Raw genomic sequence first — 22181 nt, 5'->3', positions numbered from 1 at the left:
GTTTATATATTATACGACTGCTACCGTTCGGTAAGCTTCGACAAACGAAGCGATTTGTGAATGACGCAGCCGATCAAACATCTCGTCACGGCGCTCGATGATCCACGGATCTCCCGCAGCGACTTTCGACATCTCCCCGCGACTGACGACGACGGACGGGTGACGCTCGTCGGCGTCGTCCACGACCACCCGGCGAGCGTGTTTCGGGTCGTCGAGACCGTAGCCGCACTCGACCCGGACGTGGTCGCACTAGAGATCGCGCCGATCGCCGTACCGCTGTTCCGTCGCTACGCACGAGAACACGGTTCCGATCCAGAACTCATCGCGTCGGCGTTCCACGACGGTGGCGAAATGAGCGCGGCGATCAGCGCCGCGGGCGACGCTCGCGCCGTCGGGATCGACCTCCCGAACTCGTCAGTCCTCCGAACGACGATCGATTCGGTCCGCACCGAGTCGCTTTCCGTCCACGGTGCCGTTCGCGCCGGGTACGCGTTCGGGATCCAGACCCTTCACGCCGTTCAGTGCCGTATCTCGCACGCGGCGTCGCGGATCGGAATCGACGTCGACCCCGGACTCGACGCCCGACGAGACACGTACACCCGGACGGCGTCGCCGGACGACCAAGCGGTCGAGGAGGACGACGCCGTCGCCGCCGGAACGACCCTGCTCCGCGCGTTCAGTCGTCCGCCGGCGATGGAGGCGTTCGACCGCGCACGCGAGGCGGCGATGGCGGACGAGCTGTGCACCCACCGTCGGGACGGAGCCGACGTGGTCGCGGTGGTCGGGTACGCCCATCTGGACCCGATCGCCGAGCGACTCGGAGACGACCGGTCGCGGTCGTAGCCAGTCGCATCCGCTGGAACGGTTCCCCTTGCATCCGGTTGGCTGTCCGTTCCACGGTCATCGGAGGGTATAACAAAGCCCATCGCACGTCTGGATCCGACCACGGGGAGTACCCGTGTGAAACAATGGTCAGAGAGTTCGAAGACAGCGACAAGGGACGAGGCGTAATGACTGCGGACGGAACCGTGATCGGCCACGTACAGGCGGTTGCCGGCGACGTGGCACACGTGACACCTGAAAACGATCTCGACGGCGCGATCCGTCAGAAGCTCGGCTGGACGGCCGAAGAACAGGACGTATACGAGCTCCCCCACGAGTCCGTCAAAGAGATAGACGACCGGGGCATCCACCTCGAGTAACGTACTGATTCGACTCCACGACGTATTTTTTGACGGTCCGAACGGTTCGATTTCAGTTCTCGTTTTCCGCGATATCTCCATCGATGTGAGCCGTTCCGATCGGCTCGACCTCCAGTACGGTAATCGCCTCCGGACGATCGGGTCGGAACGTCATCCAATAGTATTACAACTATAATTTTGTAATCCACAACTAATCCGTACGAACCGACCGATCGAGAGGGGGAGGGGTCGGTGGGCCTGGGACGGTGGCACGAAAACGGTCGCGGTTCGGCGTCAGCGGGGGAGTCGTGGAGAACACGGCGTCAGCGGGGACGATACGACTGACGTCTCAGTCAGCGGGGACGATACGACTGACGTCCCAGTCAGCGGTCACGGCTCACGATCTCGCCGGGCGTCGTCCGCACACCCGCCGAGAGCGTGACTCCCGGATGTATCCCGGTCTGGATCCCGGTTTTCACGTCCGGACCGAGCACCGTTCCGAACTTGCGTCGACCCGTCGACACCCGGCGGTCGCCGACGGTGACCGACACCGGTTCGCCGTCGTGGCGGAGGTTCGCGACGTTCGTCCCCGCGCCGAGGTTCACGCGGGGGCCGACGATGCTGTCTCCGACGTACGACAGGTGCCCGATGCTGGCGTCCGCCATGACGACGCTGTTTTTGACTTCGACGGCGTGGCCGATCCGCGCGCCCGGACCGACGAGGGTCGGACCGCGTACGTACGCGTTCGGTCCGATCGAGCATCCCGAACGGAGGAGGACGGGGCCTTCGATCACCACGCCCGGGCCGACCTGAACCCCCGACTCGCGGACGACGTCACCGCGAATCGTCGCATCCGGATGGACGTCGCCGTCGGGCGCTCCGAAGTCGACGAGTTTGTGCGAGCGGATCCCGCCGGTCGTCGTCGTCTCGGTCCCTCCGTCCGCGCGACCCCTGTCGGGTGTGGGGAGCCGTCGTTCGTTCGCGGCCAGGAGCTCCCACGGGTGACCGACGTCCATCCACTCCTCGAAGTCGACGGCGCTGACGGTGTCCCGTTCGATGACCCGATCGAGGACGTCCGTCAGTTCTCGCTCCCCGCGCTCGCTTCGCGGCACGTCGAGGAGATCGACCACGTCCGCGGGAAAGGCGTACGCCCCCGCGTTGATCGTGTTCGTCTCGGGGTTGTCGGGCTTCTCGACCACCTCGGTAACGACGCCGTTCTCCGTCCGGAGTACGCCGTACGAAGACGGATCGTCGACGCGGTACGCGCCGACCGCGGGGACCGCGTCGAACAGCGTGTCGAGATCCGCGGCACGACAGAGGTTGTCCCCGTTCAGGACCGCGAACGGGCCGTCGACGTGATCGACTGCGACCCGCAGGGCGTCCGCGGTGCCGAGCTGGTCGGACTGTTCCGCGTAGTGGACCGGGACGCCAGCGTACCGCTCGCCGAAGTACTCCCGGACCTGATCCCCGCCGTAGCCGACGGTTAGGACGAGCTCCTCGGCCCCGGCGTCGACCGCGGCGTCCGCGACGTGTGCGACGAGCGGTCGGTCCGCGACGGGGAGCATCGGTTTCGGGATCGTTTCCGTGAGCGGCCCCATTCGCGTGCCACGTCCTGCCGCGAGGATGACGACTTGCATGCTCCGTCACTCGCCCGTCAGCCGGGTTTAGTATACACCTACTACGGCGAACGTCGGATCGGTTCGAGCGACTCGACGCGAGCGGACCGGCGGAACGAGGCTGAGAGCGTGTGTTGCGGAAGTACACGGTCGATCGGCGTCGATCCCGTCCGGTACCGAGGGAAACGCGGCCGGAGTATCCGCGTAATAACAATACTCACCCCACGCGTTCCTGCGAGACGATGAGAAACGCACGTCAAGAGGAGACGGATGCCGAGCAGGTGACGGCGACGGTCGAGCGGTACGACGGCGAGGTCGACGTCTGTACGCTCCATCCGGTCGATCCCGACGACGACGAGGAACTGACTGCGTGGATCTCCGCCGAAAAAGGATCGTTCTGTACCGTCCACGAGCTCCGGTGACGTCGGGGCGGACCGACGTCCGGAGGAATCGGTCTCCGTCGGTGCCGACCGCGATCACGCAGCGTCGGTGTCGACGGCGGCCGTGAGATCCAACGGTTCGTCGGCACCCTCCGGGACGATGTCGACGGCCGGTGCGTCCGGGGAAGCGTGGACGGCCTTGATCCGTGACTCGTCGCCACCAACTGGAGAGACGTCGTCCTCGAGTGCACGCACCTCGAAGGAGTCGTCGTCCAGCTGGCCGAGCGCGACCAACGAGGTCGCCGTGTCGCCCGCCACGTCGATCGCGTCGTCGAAGACGACCGTGTCCGCGTCCCCCACTGCGGTGATGGTCGCGTCGTACGTCCTTCGGGCAGCGACAGATAGTCGCTGACCGCTCGGAACGGTACGTCCTCCAACACCGGGTCGTCATCGACGTACACGTCGACGTTCGGGGCATCGGGAGCCGCATGGACCGCACGGACGAGCGCGTCCGCTCCGTCTTCTTTTGTCTCCTCTCTGCCGTTGATTTCCACGTGACCGTCGTTGGATCGGTCTCGTGAGTGAACGTCCTTCGTCGGGCTCGGATTCGAGGCCGCGACACTCCAAAGGACGGGTGAACCGGGCTCCTGACGGAGTAGTAAACTCGTAACACATGTAACGGCTCCATACTTTTGAAGTAAGCTCTCCCCACGTGGACTATGCCACGATTACAGCGGTGGGCACTCGCGTTGATACTGGTTATCGCCGTCGTCGGTGTCGCAAGCGGCTCCGTCGCGGGAGCGACCGCGGCCGATGCCGATCAGATCGTTTTCAACACGGACGATTCGGACACCGATGACACGGACACTGATGATTCGGACACTGATGATTCGGACACGGACGACTCGGATACTGATGATTCGGACACTGATGATTCGGACACTGATGATTCGGACACTGATGATTCGGACACTGATGATTCGGACACGGACGACTCGGATACTGATGATTCGGACACGGGCGACTCGGACGACTCCGATGACACGGGGACGTCCGAGCCCGAGCCCGCGCCCGCGGAGTTCATGATCACGAACGTCGAGACGAACACCCCAACCACGGTCGGTGAGACGGTCGAGGTGACGGTCGGACTGGAGAACACGGGGGATGAATCGGCAACGAAGGAGGTCCGATTCAGTCTGGACGAGTACCTCAAAGACGAGATGGACGTGCAAATGAACGCCGGCGAGACGAAGTCGGTAACCCTCACGTACGTCACCAAAAGCGGTGACGCGAAAGACTGGGCGTTGACGGTCGAAACCCCGGATGACGACGATACGCGGACGGTTACGGTCGAGGAGCCGTCGAGAGACTCGGGGAGTAGCGGATCGAGCGGATCGAGCAGTTCGAGCAGTGGCGGTTCGACGTACACGGTCGGCCAGCCCGAGTTCCGGATAGACGAGTTCGAGGTCGACGGGCCGATCAAGGCCGGCGAAACGCTCCGGATGAACGCCACCGTTACGAACACCGGAACCGCCGGCGGCGAGCGGCTCGTCTGGTTCACCGTCGAGGATCACACGATCAACGAAACGGTCGTCGATCTCGACATGAACGCGGAGACGACGCTCTCGTACGCTCACAACACGACCGCGAACCGGTCCGGGGAGTGGAACCTCTCGGCACAGACGCCCGACGACCGGGTCGATCGGTCGGTCGAGGTCATGCCGCTGCGGAGCAACCTCACGATCGACGACGTCGAGACCAACGGCCCGGTGACCGCGGACGAGTGGCTCAACGTGACGGTCACGGTGAACAACACCGGCGACATCAGCGACGAGCAGGCGGTCACGCTGTTCCTCGATGACCAGCGAATGGACACGCGAAACGTGACCGTGGCGGCCAACGAATCGAGCACGGTCACCCTCACGTACCGGACCAACGAGTGGGTGACGGGCGAGTTGAACCTCTCGGTCGCGATGGGCGACGATCGCGAGACGTTCGTGGCGACGGTCGACGAGAAGACGCCGGAGCCGACCGAGACCGAGACGGAAACCGGATCGACGACGACTGAAACGACCGAGGACGCTACCACGGAGGCACCCGCCGAACAGGCCGCAGGACCGACCGACGATTCCGTCCCCGGATTCGGAGCCGTCGTCGCGCTCGTCGCGCTACTCGCGACGATCGGACTGCTGAAGGGCCGGAAACGGTAACGGACGCGGATTCCCGGTCCCGACGTCGGCGAGAGCGCGCTACCGAAGTACATGTCGGTATATTGTTTTTAACTCGCACCGATAAATTTTATCCCATTATTTGATCGACGCTGTCACGGTCGCTGCGTCCCGCGGGTGATGAAAGATCTTAATAAATATATAATAACACGCCGATTTTGTACGGATATCGGTTGTATATTCCGTATAAAATATAGTATATAAGATATCGATAAGGCATATCCGACGACAACGATCTGTACAACTCTAGCCCAATATTTATATATACTATTTCATAGTATACTTCTTCTTTTATGTATCTCTTCATCGGAACGCGTCAATACCGCTCTGCGTCGAACGGCGAACTGGATGGTGTCGACCGTTCCGCGCCCTGTCGATCGCGACGTCGAGGAGATCGGTTGGTGGTCGTTCGGTGGTCGTTCGGTGCTCGATCGGCGCAGAGAACGGAGACGATCGATGACGATGCCCGCCACCTCCCGCTTCGCGCTCGGTGACCGTCCGATCGAAAAGCGGCTCACACGACGTCAGCCGTGGTGGAGATCCACTCGCTGGAAGGCGGCTTCCGACGACGCCGTCACCGCCGAGAGTCGGGCGTCGATCCGGCGGGCGAACTCCGCGTCGGAGACCCGCTCCAGATTGGTTCGGACGACGAGTACGGCGGCGCGAATCGCTGCGTGAACGAGCACGAGTCCGACCCGGGCGTCGGCGACGACGCTACGGGCACAGCGCTCCGTGACTGTCGCCCCCAGTTCGAGCACGGTCGAGCAGGCCTCCGCGATCGTGAGCGGCACTCCGACCGAGCGTTTCATGCCGGTCTCGCCCGGGACGTCCGCCGTCGACGCGAACGAGTCCGCGACGACGCTCGCGTCCGCCTCCGCGAGCGTCAACAGATGGGACCGCTGTCGACGGAGATCGGTCTCGATCCCGTCCAGTTCCGGCACGACGTCTGCGTACCCGTCCGTCTCGATCGTGTGGATACAGGCCATCTCACAGAGCGCCGTTCCGAACGCGCCGCCAACGGCCGCTACCGTCCCGCCGGCGGGGGCGACGTGCTCCGAGGCGACACTCGAGAGGAACTCGCGGATCGTGTGGTCGGCGTACTCCATACCCACCGAAAAAAGCGGAGGGGTTTAACTGATGGGACGAAGCGCTATCGCTGTAGCTAGAATTAAACGGCCCGCTTTCGTACGCCGCCCATGGCCGGATACCGACGAGGAAGCGCATCGTTCGTCGTCGGCATCGTGTCGATCGCACATTTCCTCTCGCACGTGTTCCTGTTGGCGTATCCGCCGTTGTTTCCGCTGCTCGCGACGGAGTTCGGCGTCTCGACGACCCGGCTCGGACTGCTCGTGACGGCGATCTACGTTCCACAGCTCCTCTTACAGGTTCCCCTGGGCGAGGTCGTCGATCGGATCGGCGCGAAGTGGGTGCTCGTCGCCGGGCTCCTGCTCACGTCCCTCAGCATCGGCGGGTCGGGACTGTCGACGTCGTACTGGATGCTTCTCGGCTTCGCGTTCGCGTCCGGCATCGGCCAGTCGGTGTTCCACCCGGCCGACTACGCGCTTCTCGAAGCCGTAACCACGCCGGACAACGAAGGAACCGGGTTCAGCGTCCACACCTTCGGCGGCTACGCCGGCTTCGCGGCGGCACCGCTCGGGATCGGAACGGTCGGCATCGCGTACGGGTGGCAGACCGCGCTGGTCGCCGCCGGCGCGATCGGCGTCCTCACCGCGGTCGGGATCGCGGCGACGACCGAGCCGGTTCACGCTCGGCGCGTCGAGCCGAGCGCCGACGGTGATGCGGGCGGCACGATCCGGCAGATGGCCGCGTTCGTCAAGCGGGCCGACCTGCTGCTCGTGTTCGCGTTCTATCTGGTCAGCATGATGGCACTGGTCGGGCTACAGTCGTTCACGACGGTGCTGGCCGTCAACGGGTTCGGATTCACCGAATCGACGGCGAACACGCTCTTGACGGTTCATCTCGCCTCTACGGCGGTTGGCGTCGTCGCCGGCGGCCCGCTCGCCGACCGCACCTCGTTCCGGTGGATCGTGGTCGGAACGTTCGTGCTGTCGGCCGTCGGAGTCGGGTTTCTCGTGGTGGCGGTCCCCGGCGGTTCGCTGACGGTCGCGGTCGCGCTGGTCGCGCTGATCGGGCTGCTGTTCGGACTCGCGCTCCCGTCGCGGGACAAGTTCGCGAACAGCGTGGCCGACCCCGAAGCGGTCGGGAAGAGCTTCGGGTTCTTCTTCACGGGACTGTCGTTGGGTGCCGTTATCAGCCCCGTCCTCCTCGGTGCCGTCATCGATGCGTGGTCCGTGTCGGCGGCGTTCGTCCTCGTAGGGGGCCTGCTCGTCGCCGCCGCGTCGGTCGTCGTCGCGGCCGTGTATCGGGGATCCGGGATCTGACTCCGCTTCCGTGCGGAGCCGATCGTCGTCATGCGAGAGCGATCCCGAACACGTTCGGCGTGAGAGACAGGGCTGTCGGCAGCGAAGCGTCGCTCATGGACGGACGCGACGCAACCGAGACGACCGCCGGCGAGCGCCCGGCGTTCCTCGACGCGGAACACGCCGGGTCGTGGTCGGCGAACCTCGAACTCGACCAGTACGCCGACGACCGGGAGCGCCTCGTCGATCACGCGCTCGTCGCGGTGGACCGGACGGCGGCCGGACACCACGTGAACCTGGTCACCCACCCGAACCACGGGAACCCCGAGGAGTACCTCCGGAAGCCGATCCGGGACAGTCACTCGGAGGCCACCACGGAGCTCGTCGATCAGTGTGGCTGTGGCGGGTACGTCTACCGGGTCGAGCGCTAACGCCGGTCGAGACCGAACGCGATCCCCCCATCCGGATCGAACGCGAACCCCATCCGGACCGAGCGCGATCCCGTCCGGACCGAGCGCGATCACCTCTCGTCGAGCGCGTCGCGGCCCGTCGCTAGCGGTGCGTGCCGTTTGATCCGTTTTCATCCGGTAGGAAACGCCTACCAGGTACTTGTGTCGGGAGATGGTACGTCCGCCCGTAATGACCGACGGGATCCACGTTCAACTGGCCGTGTCCGCCTGCGATCGCTGTCCGGTAGCGACGCTCTCGAAGGGGACCGCGGTAGAGGATCTCCGCGTCGATCCCGTCGACCAGACGGTCGAGTTCGTCGCCGCGGATCCGCCTACCGACCCGCCGACAACGCTGGAGATAGTCGAGTTCGCGGGGCAGGCTCACGGGCGATACGACCTCCCACGGGAGGCGGCGGCGACCGACGGCGGCGTGCGGATGGCTCATGACTCCGTCGACCAACGGACAGCCGACCAACGGGTAGCTAACCAACGGACGGCCGATGCCGACAGCACGTGCGGTGACTGCTCGTGTGGAGGGCTTTCGGCGGCGTTCGCGGCGTTTCCGGTTTCCCCGCGCGAAGCGCACATGAGTGACGGAGAGCTGATCGTCTCGTTCGTGTTGACGGGTCACGAGGAGCTCGAAGCGATCGTCGACGGGTTCGAGGACGCCGGGCTCTGCGTCGAACTCCGTCGGCTCCTCGTCGACCGCGGCGGCGACGACGAGCGGGCTGACGTCGTCCCCGTCGATCTCGCCGCCGTGACGGATCGACAGGCCGAGGTGGCCGCCGTGGCGGCCGAACGGGGGTACTTCGAGCCGGACGGTGCCTCCGCGGAGGAGATCGCCGCCGATCTCGATCTCGCGAAGTCGACCGTCTCCGAGCACCTCCGGCTGGTGACGGCCACCCTCTTCTCGCAGCTGTTCGCGGACGACGGTAGTTAAACCCCCGAACAGTCCGGCAGCAGATACCTGTCGCCTTCGACCGGAGTGATCAGTAGCGGGGTCGAACGACCGTTCGGCCTCTCCGATCATGACCCAGTGGACACAGCTCGGACCGCGAGAACGCGAGCTCCTCGCCGTCCTGCGACGTGCCGACGATTCCCTGACGGCCCGCGACCTGCTCGACGCGGTGCGGCGTCGCGGCGATGCGGTCGCGTACACGACGGTCAAGCGGACGGTCGACCGACTGGTCGAGAAGGGACTCGTCGAGCGCGACACCGAGCGACATCGCGGGACGACGCGTCACCGCTACCGCTTCGACGTCGAACGCGCCCGTGACCGGCTCGTTCCGGAGTTCGCCGACGAACTCCGGACGATACTCGGCGACCCGGCGGTTGAGCGACTCGCACGGACGGTCCGAACCGAGAGTGATGGGAGTACCGCCCGCTGTGCGGAGGACGACTCGACTGACGCCACCCGTGGCGGCGACCAATCTCACGACGATGACTACTGATCCGAACACGACCGACGACACGACGGAACGGACGGACGAACAGACGACCGCGGACGAGCAGTCGGCCGCGAAGTCGACCGCGGACGAGCAGTCGGCCGCGAAGTCGACCGCGGACGAGCAGTCGGCCGCGAATGAGCCGACCGACGACAGTCCCGAGATCGTCGACGGTCGGTCGATAGAACACCTGTTGACCGACCACGAACGCGACATCGCGGCGACCGCGGAGGGGACGGACGCGACCGCCGCACGGCGTCCGAACCTCGATCTCCCTCGGCTGGAGATCGGTCGACGCAACTTCATGAAGGCGGGTGCGGCGGTCGGCGCGATGAGTGGTCTCGCCGGCTGTACGGAACTGCTTTCGGGTGACGGTGACGACACGGTCACGGCGAGTGGCGACGCAGACCACCGTGTCCCGCCGGGTGAACACGACGAGTACTACGGCTTCCTCAGCGGCGGCCACACCGGCGAGATTCGCGTCGTCGGGATCCCGTCGATGCGGGAGATCATGCGGATCCCGGTGTTCAACACGGAGAGCGCGAAGGGATTCGGCTACGACGCCCGCTCCAGCGAGCTGTTGGCGGAGTCGGGCGGCTACACGTGGGGGGACACCCATCACCCGCGCGTGTCCCAGACGGACAACGACTACGACGGCCGGTGGCTGTTCGTCAACGACAAGGCGAACGGTCGGATGGCTCGCGTCGATCTGGAGTATTTCGAGACGGACGCCGTCACGAACATTCCGAACTGCCAGGGTGTCCACGGTGCGTGTATGCAGCTGCCGGATACGCAGCTCGTGTTCGGCGTCGGAGAGTTCCGCGTCCCGATACCGAACGACGGCCGCGACGTCGACGACCCCGACTCGTACGGATCCGTGCTCACGGCGCTCGATCCCGAGACGATGGACGTCGAGTGGCAAGTCCAGATCGACGGCAACCTCGACAACGGGGACGGCGGCAAGGAGGGCCGCTGGTTCTTCGCGACCGGCTACAACAGCGAGGAGGGCGTCACGGAAGGGGAGATGGCTCGACCCGATCGCGACTACGTGAAGGCGTTCGACATCCCCGCGATCTGGGACGCGGTCGAGGCCGGCGAGTACGAGGAGATCAGCGGCGTCCCCGTCGTCGACGGCACCATGGACAGCAGCCTCAACGACGCGGAGCGTCCGATCGTCCGGTACGTCGCGACGCCGAAGAGCCCGCACGGGATCAGCGTGACGCCGGACGGAAGCTACGCGATCGCGTCCGGCAAGCTCGATCCGACCTGTACGGTCATCGACGTCGAGGCGATCGCCGAGGTCGACGACCCGCAGGACGCGATCGTCGGCCAGCCCCGGATCGGAATGGGTCCGCTTCACACCGCGTACGACGGTCGGGGCCACGCCTACACGACGACGTTCATCGACTCACAGGTCGTCAAGTGGGACTACGAGGCGGCCGTCGAGGCCGAACCCGGCTCCGAGGAGCCGGTGATCGAGAAACACGACGTCCACTACAATCCCGGCCACCTCATCGCCGCGGAGTCGTACACGGCGTCGCCGCAGGGCGACTACCTCGTCTCGCTGAACAAGCTGTCGAAAGACCGGTTCCTCCCGGTCGGTCCGATCCACCCCGAGAACGACCAGCTGTTCCACATCGGCGACGACGAGGGGGGCATGCAGCTGTTGAAGGACAAACCGTCGTATCCGGAGCCGCACGACGCGACGATCGTCCACCGCGACAAGATCGATCCCGCGAAGGTGTGGGATCGGGACGACTACGATCACGAGTACGTCGCCGAGGGCGAGGAGTCGTTCGAGCGGATCGACGACGAGACCGTGGAGATCGAGATGTGGACGCGCCGCAACGAGTACGCGTTTCCGGAGGTCACGGTTCGCGAGGGCGACGAGGTGACGATCCGGATCACGAACGTGGAGGAGACCAGCGACATCATCCACTCGATGGCGATCCCGGAGTACGACATCAACCTCGCGTTGGCCCCACAGGACACTCGGGAGGTGACGTTCACGGCCGACAAGCCGGGCGTCTTCTGGGCGTACTGTGCGTACTTCTGTAGCGCGCTTCACCTCGAGATGCGCTCCCGGATCCTCGTGGAACCGAGGGACTGAGACCGTTGATCGCCACCGAACCGGAGACCACACCATGACGATCCCACTCGATCGACTGACGGAGCTCCGTCGGGCGCTTCCCATAGCGGCGGCCGCGTCGTTCGTCCTCGCGCTGTTCGTGCCCGTGTGGCGGATCGCCTTCGAGGCACCGCAGTACCCGGAGGGGCTGCTCGTCGAGCTGTACGCGTATCCCCGGCTCGGCGGCGACTACGCGGAGGTACAGGCGCTCAACCAGTACGTCGGCTTCTACTATCCCGATCCGGTGTACGTCGACCCGAACTACGCCGTCCACCCGAACGCGATCGCGGCCCCCGAGTGGATCCTCGGTCCCGTCGTGTTCCTCGCTGTGGCGGCGGCGGGCGTGTTCGTCGCGCTCGCACCGACCGAGCGAAAACTTCGGCTGGGGCTGCTCTGTCAACTGGCCGGGGCCGGGCTGGCGTTCGTGGGAACGTTCGCGATCGTCCAGTACCGGCTGCACCAGGCCGGCCACGCGCTCGACCCGGGCGCGCCGCTCGTCGGCGTCGACGAGTTCACTCCGCCGCTTTTGGGCGGCTACGAGATCGCCAACATCAGCGGCGTCGCGTGGTTCGGCCCGGGCGGCTACCTCGCCGGGGTCGGCTTCCTGCTGCTCGTGGCCGCGTTCCTGCTGCGGGGATCACGGGTCACGATCCGCGACGTGGTCGACGCCGTCGGCGCACGTCTCACGGGTGACGGTGGGACCACCGAGTCCCCGACGGAGGCGAAGCGATGATCCGCGGTCCGTCGGCTGCTCGGCTCGTCTCGACGAGAGGATACCTCGTCGCCGCGCTGCTCGTCCTCGCCGTCGTTATCGGCGGCGTCGCGGTCGCGGAGTCGGAGGTCGGCGCGGCCGCCACGGACGGCGACGCTGATCGCGTCGTCGAGCCGCCGGCGTACGATCCGGAACCGCCGACCGAGCCGGGGACCGCGACGCTGATACGCGACGGCGAACGCGTCGAATACGACGATCCGTCGATCGCCGTCGACGCGGCGGAGCCCGGAGACGTCGTCGAGCTGTCGGGCGTCTTCGAGCCCGAGGAGGCGGTCGTCGTCGACGTGCCGGACGTGCGGGTCCGGGCCGCGGAGCCACACGGCGCACTGATCGACGGCGGCGGCGAGGGCACCGTTCTCGCCGTCGAGGCGTCGAACGTTACGGTTGAGGACGTGTGGATCGCAGAGAGCGGGAACGATCTCGAATCGGAGGACGCGGGCGTGTTCGTCGGTGAAAACGCCGACGAGACGACGCTCGCGAACCTGTACCTCACCGACGTGGCCTTCGGCGTCTGGGTGAACGGTGCCGACGAGGTGGCCGTCCGCGACTCGCGGATCGAGGGCGCTGACGCCCCGCGGTTCGCCGATCGCGGCAACGGGATCCACCTCTGGGAGACGACCGGGACGACGATCCGCGACACGGAGATCACCCGGACGCGCGACGGGATCTACTACTCGTGGGCCGAGGACGTCGAGGCGACGGGGAACACGATGTGGGACCTGCGGTACGGCGTTCACTACATGTACTCCGACGACAACCGCCTCGCGGACAACGTCGCCTTCGAGAACGACGTGGGGTACGCGCTGATGGTGAGCGAGGGGATCGAAGTCGTGAACAACACCGCGGTCGCCAACCGCGGCGGCAGCGGTCACGGGATCCTGTTGAAGGAGATCGATGACACCGTCGTCCGCGGAAACCACCTCGTCGCCAACGACCGCGGCATCTTCCTGTACAACGCACAGGACAACGCGGTGACCGACAACCTCGTGTACGCCAACGGCGTCGGCGTCCACCACAGCGCGGGCACCGAGGGGACGGTCGTCTCGGGCAACGACTTCGTCGACAACGACGAGCAGGTGCTGACGACGACCCGCGAGTTGGTGTCGTGGAACGACACGGAGCGTGGGAACTACTGGTCGGACGCGCAGGTGGCGGACACCGACGGGGACGGCCTGAGCGACACTCGCCATCGACCCGCCGGCGCGGCCGAGCGGCTGGTCCAGGAACACCCGACCGTCGCCGTGTTCGCGGACAGCCCGGCGTTCGACGCGATCCGACTCGTCGAGAGCCGGTTCCCCCTCGTCGAAACCGCGGGGATCGTCGACGAGAAGCCGCTCACGGACCCGACCCACGACATCGAGCCGTATCGGACGTACGCGACGGCGGTCGACCCGACCGTCGAGTACGATGACGACCCCGGAGATGACCACCACGCCGGGGGCAACGACCACGCTGGCGACGATGGCCACGCTGGAGACGATGACCACGCTGGAGACGATGGCCACGCTGGCGACGACCACGAGGACGACCACCACTAACCATGCACATCGACATCACGGACGTTCACAAACGGTACGGCGACGTTGCGGCCCTCGCTGGGGTCGATCTCACGGTCGAACCCGGCGACGCGTACGGTCTCGTCGGGACAAACGGCGCGGGGAAGTCCACGCTGTTCCGCCTGATCGCCGGCCACGAGCGACCCGACGCGGGACGCGTCGTGGTCGGGGAAAGAGCGGTCTCGGCGGCCGGCTGGCGTATCCGCGAGGAGATCGGGTTCCTCCCGGAGCGGCCGGGGTTCCCGCCGGGGGAGACGGGACGCGAGACGCTCGCGTTCCACGCCGATATCCGCGGAGTCGGGTCCGGTCCCGACGACGACCCCACCGATCGCATCGATAACGCCCTCGCGACCGTCGGCCTCGCGGACGCCGCAGACCGCCACATCGACGGCTACTCGAAGGGGATGCGTCGACGGCTCGGGCTGGCCGCCGCGCTGCTCTCGAACCCCTCCGTCCTCCTGCTGGACGAACCGACCGCCGGCCTCGATCCGAACGGCGTCGCCGCGCTGCGATCGGTCCTGACGCGCGTTCGCGATGAAACCGACGTGACCGTGCTCATGGCGTCGCACGCGCTCCGGGAGGTCGATCGGGTGTGCGACCGGGTCGGCGTCATCGACGGGGGTCGGCTGGTCACGGAGGGGACGCCCGACGGACTCGGTGCGGACCACGAGGACGGACTCGAAGGGGCGTTCGTCTCGCTCACCGGCGGTGGTCGAGATGCCTGAGCGCTCCGGGACGGACGCTGTGGAGGGCGTTCCGGACGGCGGGGTCGCCGTCGAGGACGCCGCCGCGGAGGCGGCGGCGAGTCCGACCACGGAGACGGCGGATGCGACGACGGCGACCGCGACGACGGCGACCGCGACGGGATCGCCGATCGCCCGCGTTGCCGGCCACCTGCCGCGCCCTGGAATCGTCGTGCGGCTCGCCCGGCGCGAAGCGCGCTTGACGGTCCGGCGGGGGTGGGGGACCGGCCTGACGGTCCTGTTCGCCGTCTTCGGAGTCCTGCTGGCGACGTTCAGCGGGGCGAGCGTCGCGCCGGACGGCTACGAGCCGGTTGTCGCGAGCTACGTCGAACTCGCGACGTTCCTCGTTCCGCTGGCGGCGCTGGCGTTCGGCCACGGTGCGATCGTCGGCGCGGCCGAGCGCGGGCGGCTCGGCGTCCTCCTGACGCTGCCAGTCTCGCGCGCGGAGACGGCGGTGGGCGTGTTCGTCGGGCGAGCTGTCGTGATCGCGAGCGCGGTCGTCCTCGGATTCGGTCTCCCGGGGCTGCTGCTCTTCCGGGAGTTCGGGCTCGCCGGCTGGCCGACGTTCGCGTGGTTCCTGTTCGCGACCGTCGCCGTGGCGGTCGCGCTGTTGGGTATCGGCGTGGCGATCTCCGCGATCGCGCCCACGTCGACGTTCGCGCTCGCGGGGGCGCTGCTCGTGTGGGTGTGGGTCGCGCTCGTTCACGACCTGCTCGCGCTGGGCGTCCTCGCGGCCGTCGACGGTGCCAGCGGTCTCGTCGCCGTCGCCGTCGCCGCCAACCCGGTGGCGACGTATCGCCTGCTCGCGCTCGCGCCGACCGACGCGGGCGGTGCCGGGCTCGCTGCGGCGCTCGACGGGAGCGGGCTCACGGTCGGCTCGCTCGTCGGGGTCCTCCTGGCGTGGATCGCCGTCGCCGCCGTCGCCGCCGCGGTCGCGCTCCGCGTGAAACGCGTGTAGCGCTCGCGAAGAACCACCGACCGACTGCGTCCCCGACCGGTCACTTCTCCAACCGACCGAGTATCGACGAGCCGGCGTGACGAGCGACCGTCGAGACGACGTTACCGGTGAACAGCGCGACGCCGACGAGAAGCAGTCCACCGCCCGCGAGTCGTACGCCGCCGGCGTATCCGCCGAGCGGGGCGACGGCGGCGGCGAGCACGAGGACGCCGGCGGCGACGGTCGCGGTGAAGTCCGCGGCGGCGACGCGGCCGTCGTAGAGGTCGTCGATCGCCGGCACTCGTTCGAGGCCGACGCGATCGCTGTAGCGGTCGAGCCAGACGACGAACGGAACGACGTGGTACAGCGTTCCGATCACGACGAAACCGATGACGGCTCCGAGCAGGACGCTTCCGACGATCGGGTGGCCGAACCGTACGGCCGTGCCGAGCGGTTGAACGACCCACGTCGCACCCGCCGTCAGGCTCCACGCGACGGCTGCCACCGCCACGACCGCGTACCGCGAGAGCATCGGCGTTCCCGTCGCGGTCGCGTCCCGAAGCCGTCGCAGGAGGACGATGCCCGCCGCCAGCATCCCCGCGGCAACGAGCACCCCGCCGCCCGACGCGAGGAGCGCGTGTCCGAACAATCGTCCCGCGGCCAGCGCCAGCACTCCGACGGGGTACGCCACCGTCTCGATCCCCGCGATCCGGTCGTCGAAGGGGGTCGGGTCGCTCTGCGTGAACATCGGGCCGAGCTGATACAGCGCGCCGATGACGGTCGTACACACCCCGCCGAGGACGGCGAGGGTGACGTGTGCGTCCACGACCTCGAGTCGAGCGATCCCGACGGTCCCGAGCACGTTCCATCGGTAGTCCGCGGCGAGGGTTCCGCCGAGGACGACTGCGAGCGCGAAGAACGCCAGCGCGAGCGCGAAGTGCCGCTCGGTGACGTCGAAGGGACGCGCTCGGTGCAAGGTCCGGGAGAGCGTGTAGACGAAGACGGCAAAGCCCGTGACGACGAGCGCCGCGAAGCCGCTTCCGGCGACGGGGCGACCGAGCCAGAGCGCCCCCGCGAATCCCGCGAGGCCGACCGAGACGAGGAGCAGTTGCAGGGTCGCGAGCCGCTCGGAGTGCAGTTCGACGCCGGCCCAGACGGGGACGAACTGCGTCATCGCGCCGAGGACGGTGAGACACACCCACCCGATCAAAAGCAGGTGTGCGATCGCGATCCCGCCGAGCGCCGATCCCGAGAGCGGTCCGCCCGCGAGGTGTAAGAGGCCGAGGGTGACCCCGCCGACGAGGAACGCGAGCGCCACGAGGAAGTGACGGAGCGGGATCGTCGTCGGCGGACGCGTCGCAGTCGTGAGTTCGTCGGAGACGTTTCGCATGCGTCACCGTTGTCGCTGCCCGCCCCTGAGGCTGTGTCCGAACACGTTCGGAACAAATCACGGGGGGATCGGGACCGTAGCCTCTCGTATGTCCCACGACGCGACGGTGCTCGCCGAGACGGACGCTCCCGCGGACCGACCGGTCGAAACGCTGGACGTCCGCGAACTCGGGCCGCCGGAGCCGTTACAGCGCACCCTCGAACTGCTGGCCGAGCTGTCGGACGAGGTCGTCCTCGCCCAGCGGAACGACCGCGCACCGCAGTTCCTCTACCCGAAGCTCGACGAGCGCGGCTACGCCTATGAGACCGTCGAGGACGACGACGCGACGTGGACGGTCGTCTGGACGGAGGCGAGAGAATGAATCCGTTCGGCGGGAGCGCCCCCGAGTTCGATCCGGCCGACGAGTTCGTCTCGGATCACGTTCCGAGCCCCGGGATCTTCCTCCGGGACCACGACGTCCTCGTCGGCGACGACCACCTCGTCGTGCACCGCCACGCCGCGACCGCGTTCGAGGAGCACGGCGTGTACGACGCCACCTTCGGGTACAACCTCGCCCGGCTCAACCGCGATCCGAGACACCCCGATGCCGGGTTCCGCTACGCCGAGGAGGCGGGCGACCCGACGACGCTGCGCGCGGCGTTCACGCCGACGACCGCCTTCTGTCCCCAAGCGGAGCCGCTCGCCGTCGGTGCCTTCCGCGCGCTCAACGCGGTCGACGCACACGGGTACGAGCTGGTCCGCGTCCGAGTCGATCCGACGCTCAACGGGAGCGCGGCGGTCAACGATCGCCTCGCACGGCTCGAATCGGACGACGTCGATATCGACGAGGGGCTCAGTCCGACTGGGACGGAGCTGACGGACCCGACGAACCCCTTTTGAGCCCGCTTCGAGTGGACGTGACGACGGTGCGGTACGTCGTGTGTATCAGGGTGTTTAAATGGCCGTGAACGGCGGCGACAGTCGCTTATAAAGAACGGTGCGGTGGCGTCGCCGGCGCGATGCGCCGGATGCAATCGAGAGCCTCGCTCTCGCCGTGCGCGCCACCGAGCGCCCACCGGGCGCGAGGAGCGCGTGCGAGGGAGTCGCGAACGGAGTGAGCGACGAGGCGTTGCAGGTGTTCATCGCAGAGTCATCGATCAAGAAGCAGACACATTCTAACGGCTGATACGGGCCTCATTGAGGACGTCAACAGAGCCGCTCAGTGGAAGCCACGGTCGACGTCGTCGGCCTCGATCAGTTCGTCGAGCTCCGTTGAGAGCAGTTCCTCGGCCTCCTCGAAGGTGTCCGTCAGCTCGTCGAGCTCGTCGGGGCGACCGTCGAACTCGTAGGACATCGGTCCGAACGCAGGCGAGTCGAGCGCGTCCATCACGTCCTCGAAGAGGTGGTCGGGCTCCGTTGGAGCATCCGCGTGTACTTTCAGCGTCTCCGCCAGCCGGGTCGCCATCTCCTCGGCGGCGTCCTCGCTCTCGGGCGGCGTTCGAACCGCGAACCGTCCGGACGACTCGGTGTCCGGGAGGAGCGGATCGAGTCCGTCGTCGACCGTGCGCGCGACGCGTGCACCGACGCCGCGGAGCTCCCGAGGGTTCTTCGCGTACGTTTTCAAGTGGTACACGCCGACGTTCGGGTGCCCGAAGTACAGGTCCTCTCCGAGTCCCTCGCGACGGGAGCCGGCGACGGCACGCCAGCCGTCGGGATCGGTCGAGTCGCTCGCGACGTCCGCGAGGATATCCTGCCAGTCTCGAACGCGCATGACGGTCGTTACTTATAAACCCACACCCATGAGCGTATCGGTCACCGCTGGATCGATCGCTCCTCCTCGAAGAACAGCGACAGCGCGATCGCAGCGAGTCCGAGACTGAGCACACCGTTGACGAGTCCGATCGCGAGAAACTGCAGTCCGGAGAGGATCCAGATCACGCCGAGGACCCCGATGTGAAGCACACCGAGGAGGTACAACACCGGGTTCCAGAATCGCGTGAAGAACAGTCCGACCCCGACGAGGAAGCTACAGCCGACCGCGAACATCGGTGGCCCGGCCGCGACGTACCCGACGTACAGGTTGATCGCCGCGATCCCGACGGACAGCAGGACCCCTATCCGATACCGCCATCCCCAGGTCGGAATATCGTCGGTCCGTACGATCGATGACATGACGCGTACGACTACCGACCGCGTGTGAGATAAAAGGTGTTCTGGCGATCCGAGCGGGCCCGAGCGATCCGCCCGGATGAACGGCCGAACCGGGCCCGGGTGAGCGGCCGAACCGGGCCCGGATGAACGGCCGAACGGAGTCCGCCGAACGGCGTCGTGATACCCGGGCCGAGCCAACGAGACTGAGCGAACAGTTACCACGGATGAGGCCGAACGATCGGCCGTGGACGCAACCGATCACGTGTACACCGTCGGGATGACCGCAGCGGAGGTCGAGAGCTATCTGCGCGGTCGGCAGGCGGGCGTGCTGTCGCTCGCGTCCGACGACGACGCGTACGCGGTCCCGGTCTCGTATTTCTACGACGGGACGTCCGTCTTCGTCCGGCTCGGCGAGGGCGGCGACGAGAGCCGGAAGATGGCGTTCGTCGAGTCGACCGACGAGGCCTGTTTCGTGGTCTTCGACGTCGAGGACGAGGAGTCGTGGAGCGTCCTCGTGAGAGGGACGCTGCGAGCGGTGTCGGACCCGCACGCGCGGGGATTCGACGACGCGGCCATCGCCGAGCGGTTCGGTCCGCTCCGCGTGTTCGACGAGCCGATCGAGGAGATCGAACTCGTTCTGTTCGAACTCGACGTCGATACGATCGTCGGTCGACGGACGGAGCTGTGAGCCGTGTGCGGGTGACTCAGCGGTCGTACACCGGCTTTCGCTGCGTTTCGGAGTAGTTGTACGCGGCCCGTGCCAGCAGCAGTGACCCACCGATCAGCAGCACGAACGTGAACGGCGAGTCGGAGCCGGAGAGGTAATCGACGGTTCCCCACAGCACGAGCCCGAGGTACAACAGGATCCGGAATCGGATGGTGTCGAACCCCTCACGGAAAAAGCCCCAGAGCACGAGCCCCGCGATGTACACGCTCACGCCGACGTCACCGAGCGCCGTGCGGCCGTACCGGTCGATCTGGATGTAGCCACCGACGACCGACAGCAGCGCCAACGCGAGGATCAGTCCGCCGATCACGTGCCGCCCGTACCGGTCGTACCACGAGTCGCTCATACGCGCCACTGGGACGGCGGTATATAAGGGAGCTACGGCTTCGGGACGCCGACGGAATCCGGTCGTTCGGACGACATCGCCGGTCCGAGAGTCCTTGACCGATCCCGCCGAGCCCTTACTCGACCTCGCCGAGTCCTTGTTCGCCCCCGCCGAGCGCGTCGAGGCGTAACGCTCCGGAACCACTAAACGCCGGACGCGCCAATCGCGGGTAATGGCCGATTGGACGGAGCGATACCGCCCGAGCACGCTCTCGGAGGTCCGCGGCAACGACAAGGCCCGCGACGCGTTCGCGGAGTGGGCTCGCTCGTGGGACGAGCATCACGAGGCCGTCATCCTCCACGGCAGCCCGGGCGTCGGGAAGACGAGCGCGGCCCACGCGCTCGCGAACGACATGGACTGGGAAACCGTCGAGCTGAACGCCTCCGACCAGCGGACCGCCGACGTCATCGAGCGGTTCGCCGGACGCGCGGCACGCAACGCGACGCTCGGCGGCAGCGCGGCCGGCGGCGGTGCGACCGGCGGGGACACGGCGTCCCGCCAGCTCGTGATCCTGGACGAGGCGGACAACATCCACGGCAACTACGACCGCGGCGGCGCGTCGGCGATCACGACGCTCGTCGCGGAGTCCGGTCAGCCGATCGTGTTGATCGCCAACGAGTTCTACGACATCTCGCGAGGGCTCCGGAGCGCCTGTCAGGACATCGAGTTCCGGGACGTCTCCGCGCGATCGATCGTTCCCGTCCTCCGGGACATCTGTCGGAAGGAGGGGATCGAGTTCGAGTCGGACGCGCTCGATCGGATCGCCGAGCGCAACCGCGGCGATCTCAGGGGAGCGATCAACGACCTGCAGGCGGCCACGGAGGGACGAGACTCGATCGCCGTCGAGGACGTGGTCACCGCGGACCGCGACAAGGCGATGGGGATCTTCCCGTTCCTCGATGCGGTCCTCAAAGAGGAGTCGGCGGAGGAGGCGCTTCGGTCGGCGTACGCCGTCGACGAGACGCCGGACGACCTGACGAAATGGATAGAGGACAACATGCTCGACGTGTACGACCCGATGGAGGCGACCCGGGCGTACGACTTCCTCGCGAACGCCGACCGGTGGCTCGGCCGAGTACGCGCCACGCAGAACTACTCGTACTGGCGGTACGCGACCGACAACGCCGCGGCCGGCGTCGCCGCCGCCCGCGACGGGACGAAGGGTGGATGGACACGGTACGGGCGACCGCAGTTCTGGCCGTCGTCGGACGCCACCGCCGACGAGGTCGTTCGCCGGATCGCGGACGCGAGCGGCTGCAGCATGAAGACGGCCCGCCGCGAGGTGTTGCCGTTCCTCTCGGCCGTCACCCATCACTGCAAGCCGCGCGAACTGACCGTCTCGATGGCGGCGGCGTACGACCTCGACGCGGCCGGCGTCGCCTTCGTTACCGGATCCGGCGAGTCGACCAACAAGGTCGAGTCGATAGTCGAGGACGCACGCGAACGCCGCGAACAGCTCGTCGAGGACAACGCGGACGGAGCGTTCGCGGGCGGCGTTCGCGATGCCGCTGTCTCCGGGGATGACGGAGACGCATCCGTCGGCGGAACGTCCTCGTCGGCGGGAGGCGGTTCGGCAGCGGGAGACGGCTCGACGGCGGCCTCGGAGGGGTCAGCCCCGGACGGAGGCGGCGGGTCGGAGAGCACTTCGGCCGACGACGAGGACGACGGCCAGTCGGGACTCACCGACTTCATGTGACGCGTCGGCCCCTTCGAGCACCGCATCGCGACCGCTC

The 22181-nt window shown here is 67.0% G+C and carries 23 protein-coding genes and 1 pseudogene; 17 read left to right on the top strand and 7 right to left on the bottom strand.

Annotated elements, in window-relative coordinates:
- The first annotated feature begins 60 nt into the window (after nucleotides 1–60).
- Nucleotides 61–843, top strand: coding sequence for a TraB/GumN family protein (locus ACNSN7_RS01935; RefSeq protein ID WP_418280265.1), 783 nt, complete (start codon nucleotides 61–63; stop codon nucleotides 841–843).
- A gap of 125 nt (nucleotides 844–968) precedes the next feature.
- A complete protein-coding gene (locus tag ACNSN7_RS01930; protein WP_496923303.1) occupies nucleotides 969–1202 on the top strand; it encodes a DUF8593 domain-containing protein in 234 nt (77 codons plus the stop codon).
- 362 nt (nucleotides 1203–1564) lie between these two features.
- Here the strand turns inward: ACNSN7_RS01930 and glmU are convergent, their stop codons facing one another.
- The gene (glmU, locus tag ACNSN7_RS01925; RefSeq protein ID WP_418280263.1) at nucleotides 1565–2818 is read right to left on the bottom strand and encodes a bifunctional sugar-1-phosphate nucleotidylyltransferase/acetyltransferase; all 1254 of its coding nucleotides are present in this window, start codon (nucleotides 2816–2818) and stop codon (nucleotides 1565–1567) included.
- A 221-nt stretch (nucleotides 2819–3039) separates the two neighbouring features.
- Here glmU and ACNSN7_RS01920 point away from each other — a divergent pair, with 221 nt between their 5' ends.
- Nucleotides 3040–3219 (top strand): DUF7511 domain-containing protein, encoded by a 180-nt coding sequence (locus ACNSN7_RS01920; protein WP_418280262.1) that lies wholly within the window; start codon nucleotides 3040–3042, stop codon nucleotides 3217–3219.
- Between the two features lie 54 nt (nucleotides 3220–3273).
- Here the strand turns inward: ACNSN7_RS01920 and ACNSN7_RS01915 are convergent.
- A pseudogene (locus ACNSN7_RS01915) lies at nucleotides 3274–3638 on the bottom strand (DUF4397 domain-containing protein).
- Nucleotides 3639–3896: 258 nt separating this feature from the next.
- Here ACNSN7_RS01915 and ACNSN7_RS01910 point away from each other — a divergent pair.
- The gene (locus tag ACNSN7_RS01910) at nucleotides 3897–5387 is read left to right on the top strand and encodes a CARDB domain-containing protein (RefSeq protein WP_418280261.1); all 1491 of its coding nucleotides are present in this window, start codon (nucleotides 3897–3899) and stop codon (nucleotides 5385–5387) included.
- 542 nt (nucleotides 5388–5929) lie between these two features.
- Here the strand turns inward: ACNSN7_RS01910 and ACNSN7_RS01905 are convergent.
- On the bottom strand, nucleotides 5930–6511 hold the full coding sequence (locus ACNSN7_RS01905) for a cyclodeaminase/cyclohydrolase family protein (protein WP_418280260.1): 582 nt from the start codon (nucleotides 6509–6511) through the stop codon (nucleotides 5930–5932).
- 90 nt (nucleotides 6512–6601) lie between these two features.
- On the opposite strand from ACNSN7_RS01905, the gene ACNSN7_RS01900 reads away from it, so the two are divergent.
- The 9 genes from ACNSN7_RS01900 to ACNSN7_RS01860 all read left to right on the top strand — a co-directional run bounded on the left by ACNSN7_RS01900 (nucleotide 6602) and on the right by ACNSN7_RS01860 (nucleotide 15837).
- Nucleotides 6602–7807 carry an MFS transporter gene (locus ACNSN7_RS01900; RefSeq protein ID WP_418280259.1) on the top strand — a complete coding sequence of 402 codons (1206 nt, stop codon included), beginning with the start codon at nucleotides 6602–6604 and terminating at the stop codon, nucleotides 7805–7807.
- Between the two features lie 95 nt (nucleotides 7808–7902).
- Complete coding sequence (locus tag ACNSN7_RS01895; RefSeq protein ID WP_418280258.1) at nucleotides 7903–8217, top strand: CGCGG family putative rSAM-modified RiPP protein; 315 nt, start codon at nucleotides 7903–7905, stop codon at nucleotides 8215–8217.
- Nucleotides 8218–8425: 208 nt separating this feature from the next.
- Nucleotides 8426–9175, top strand: a complete 750-nt coding sequence (locus ACNSN7_RS01890) for a helix-turn-helix domain-containing protein (RefSeq protein ID WP_418280257.1) — start codon at nucleotides 8426–8428, stop codon at nucleotides 9173–9175.
- Nucleotides 9176–9263: 88 nt separating this feature from the next.
- Nucleotides 9264–9686 carry a BlaI/MecI/CopY family transcriptional regulator gene (locus ACNSN7_RS01885; protein WP_418280256.1) on the top strand — a complete coding sequence of 141 codons (423 nt, stop codon included), beginning with the start codon at nucleotides 9264–9266 and terminating at the stop codon, nucleotides 9684–9686.
- A complete protein-coding gene (gene nosZ / locus ACNSN7_RS01880) occupies nucleotides 9676–11790 on the top strand; it encodes a TAT-dependent nitrous-oxide reductase (RefSeq protein ID WP_418280255.1) in 2115 nt (704 codons plus the stop codon). The genes ACNSN7_RS01885 and nosZ overlap by 11 nt, the downstream gene beginning before the upstream one ends.
- Before the next feature lie 34 nt (nucleotides 11791–11824).
- Nucleotides 11825–12541, top strand: coding sequence for a hypothetical protein (locus ACNSN7_RS01875; protein WP_418280253.1), 717 nt, complete (start codon nucleotides 11825–11827; stop codon nucleotides 12539–12541).
- On the top strand, nucleotides 12538–14118 hold the full coding sequence (gene nosD, locus ACNSN7_RS01870; RefSeq protein WP_418280252.1) for a nitrous oxide reductase family maturation protein NosD: 1581 nt from the start codon (nucleotides 12538–12540) through the stop codon (nucleotides 14116–14118). The genes ACNSN7_RS01875 and nosD overlap by 4 nt, the downstream gene beginning before the upstream one ends.
- 2 nt (nucleotides 14119–14120) lie before the next feature.
- Complete coding sequence (locus ACNSN7_RS01865) at nucleotides 14121–14861, top strand: ABC transporter ATP-binding protein (protein ID WP_418280250.1); 741 nt, start codon at nucleotides 14121–14123, stop codon at nucleotides 14859–14861.
- The gene (locus ACNSN7_RS01860; RefSeq protein WP_418280248.1) at nucleotides 14854–15837 is read left to right on the top strand and encodes an ABC transporter permease; all 984 of its coding nucleotides are present in this window, start codon (nucleotides 14854–14856) and stop codon (nucleotides 15835–15837) included. Before ACNSN7_RS01865 ends, ACNSN7_RS01860 begins: the two co-directional genes overlap by 8 nt.
- A 40-nt stretch (nucleotides 15838–15877) precedes the next feature.
- Here the strand turns inward: ACNSN7_RS01860 and ACNSN7_RS01855 are convergent, their stop codons facing one another.
- Entirely contained in the window at nucleotides 15878–17206 is a 1329-nt protein-coding gene (locus ACNSN7_RS01855) for a hypothetical protein (protein WP_418280247.1), read from the bottom strand.
- Between the two features lie 88 nt (nucleotides 17207–17294).
- On the opposite strand from ACNSN7_RS01855, the gene ACNSN7_RS01850 reads away from it, so the two are divergent.
- Both ACNSN7_RS01850 and ACNSN7_RS01845 read left to right on the top strand, forming a co-directional pair.
- The gene (locus ACNSN7_RS01850) at nucleotides 17295–17567 is read left to right on the top strand and encodes a DUF2249 domain-containing protein (protein ID WP_418280246.1); all 273 of its coding nucleotides are present in this window, start codon (nucleotides 17295–17297) and stop codon (nucleotides 17565–17567) included.
- Complete coding sequence (locus ACNSN7_RS01845) at nucleotides 17564–18085, top strand: DUF7998 family protein (RefSeq protein ID WP_418280245.1); 522 nt, start codon at nucleotides 17564–17566, stop codon at nucleotides 18083–18085. The genes ACNSN7_RS01850 and ACNSN7_RS01845 overlap by 4 nt, the downstream gene beginning before the upstream one ends.
- Nucleotides 18086–18404: 319 nt before the next feature.
- Here the strand turns inward: ACNSN7_RS01845 and ACNSN7_RS01840 are convergent, their stop codons facing one another.
- Nucleotides 18405–18956 (bottom strand): hypothetical protein, encoded by a 552-nt coding sequence (locus tag ACNSN7_RS01840; protein ID WP_418280244.1) that lies wholly within the window; start codon nucleotides 18954–18956, stop codon nucleotides 18405–18407.
- Between the two features lie 41 nt (nucleotides 18957–18997).
- Nucleotides 18998–19357: a hypothetical protein gene (locus ACNSN7_RS01835; protein ID WP_418280243.1), complete on the bottom strand. Its 360-nt coding sequence runs from the start codon at nucleotides 19355–19357 to the stop codon at nucleotides 18998–19000.
- A 223-nt stretch (nucleotides 19358–19580) separates the two neighbouring features.
- Between ACNSN7_RS01835 and ACNSN7_RS01830 the strand changes: the two genes are divergently transcribed.
- A complete protein-coding gene (locus ACNSN7_RS01830; RefSeq protein ID WP_418280242.1) occupies nucleotides 19581–20024 on the top strand; it encodes a pyridoxamine 5'-phosphate oxidase family protein in 444 nt (147 codons plus the stop codon).
- A 16-nt stretch (nucleotides 20025–20040) separates the two neighbouring features.
- Here the strand turns inward: ACNSN7_RS01830 and ACNSN7_RS01825 are convergent, their stop codons facing one another.
- The gene (locus tag ACNSN7_RS01825; RefSeq protein WP_418280241.1) at nucleotides 20041–20409 is read right to left on the bottom strand and encodes a hypothetical protein; all 369 of its coding nucleotides are present in this window, start codon (nucleotides 20407–20409) and stop codon (nucleotides 20041–20043) included.
- A 211-nt stretch (nucleotides 20410–20620) separates the two neighbouring features.
- Between ACNSN7_RS01825 and ACNSN7_RS01820 the strand changes: the two genes are divergently transcribed.
- Complete coding sequence (locus tag ACNSN7_RS01820) at nucleotides 20621–22144, top strand: replication factor C large subunit (RefSeq protein WP_418280239.1); 1524 nt, start codon at nucleotides 20621–20623, stop codon at nucleotides 22142–22144.
- Nucleotides 22145–22181 lie beyond the last annotated feature (37 nt).

The organism is Halorubrum rarum (assembly GCF_048380895.1).
GTDB lineage: Archaea > Halobacteriota > Halobacteria > Halobacteriales > Haloferacaceae > Halorubrum.
This window is presented reverse-complemented; position numbering and strand designations above follow the sequence as displayed.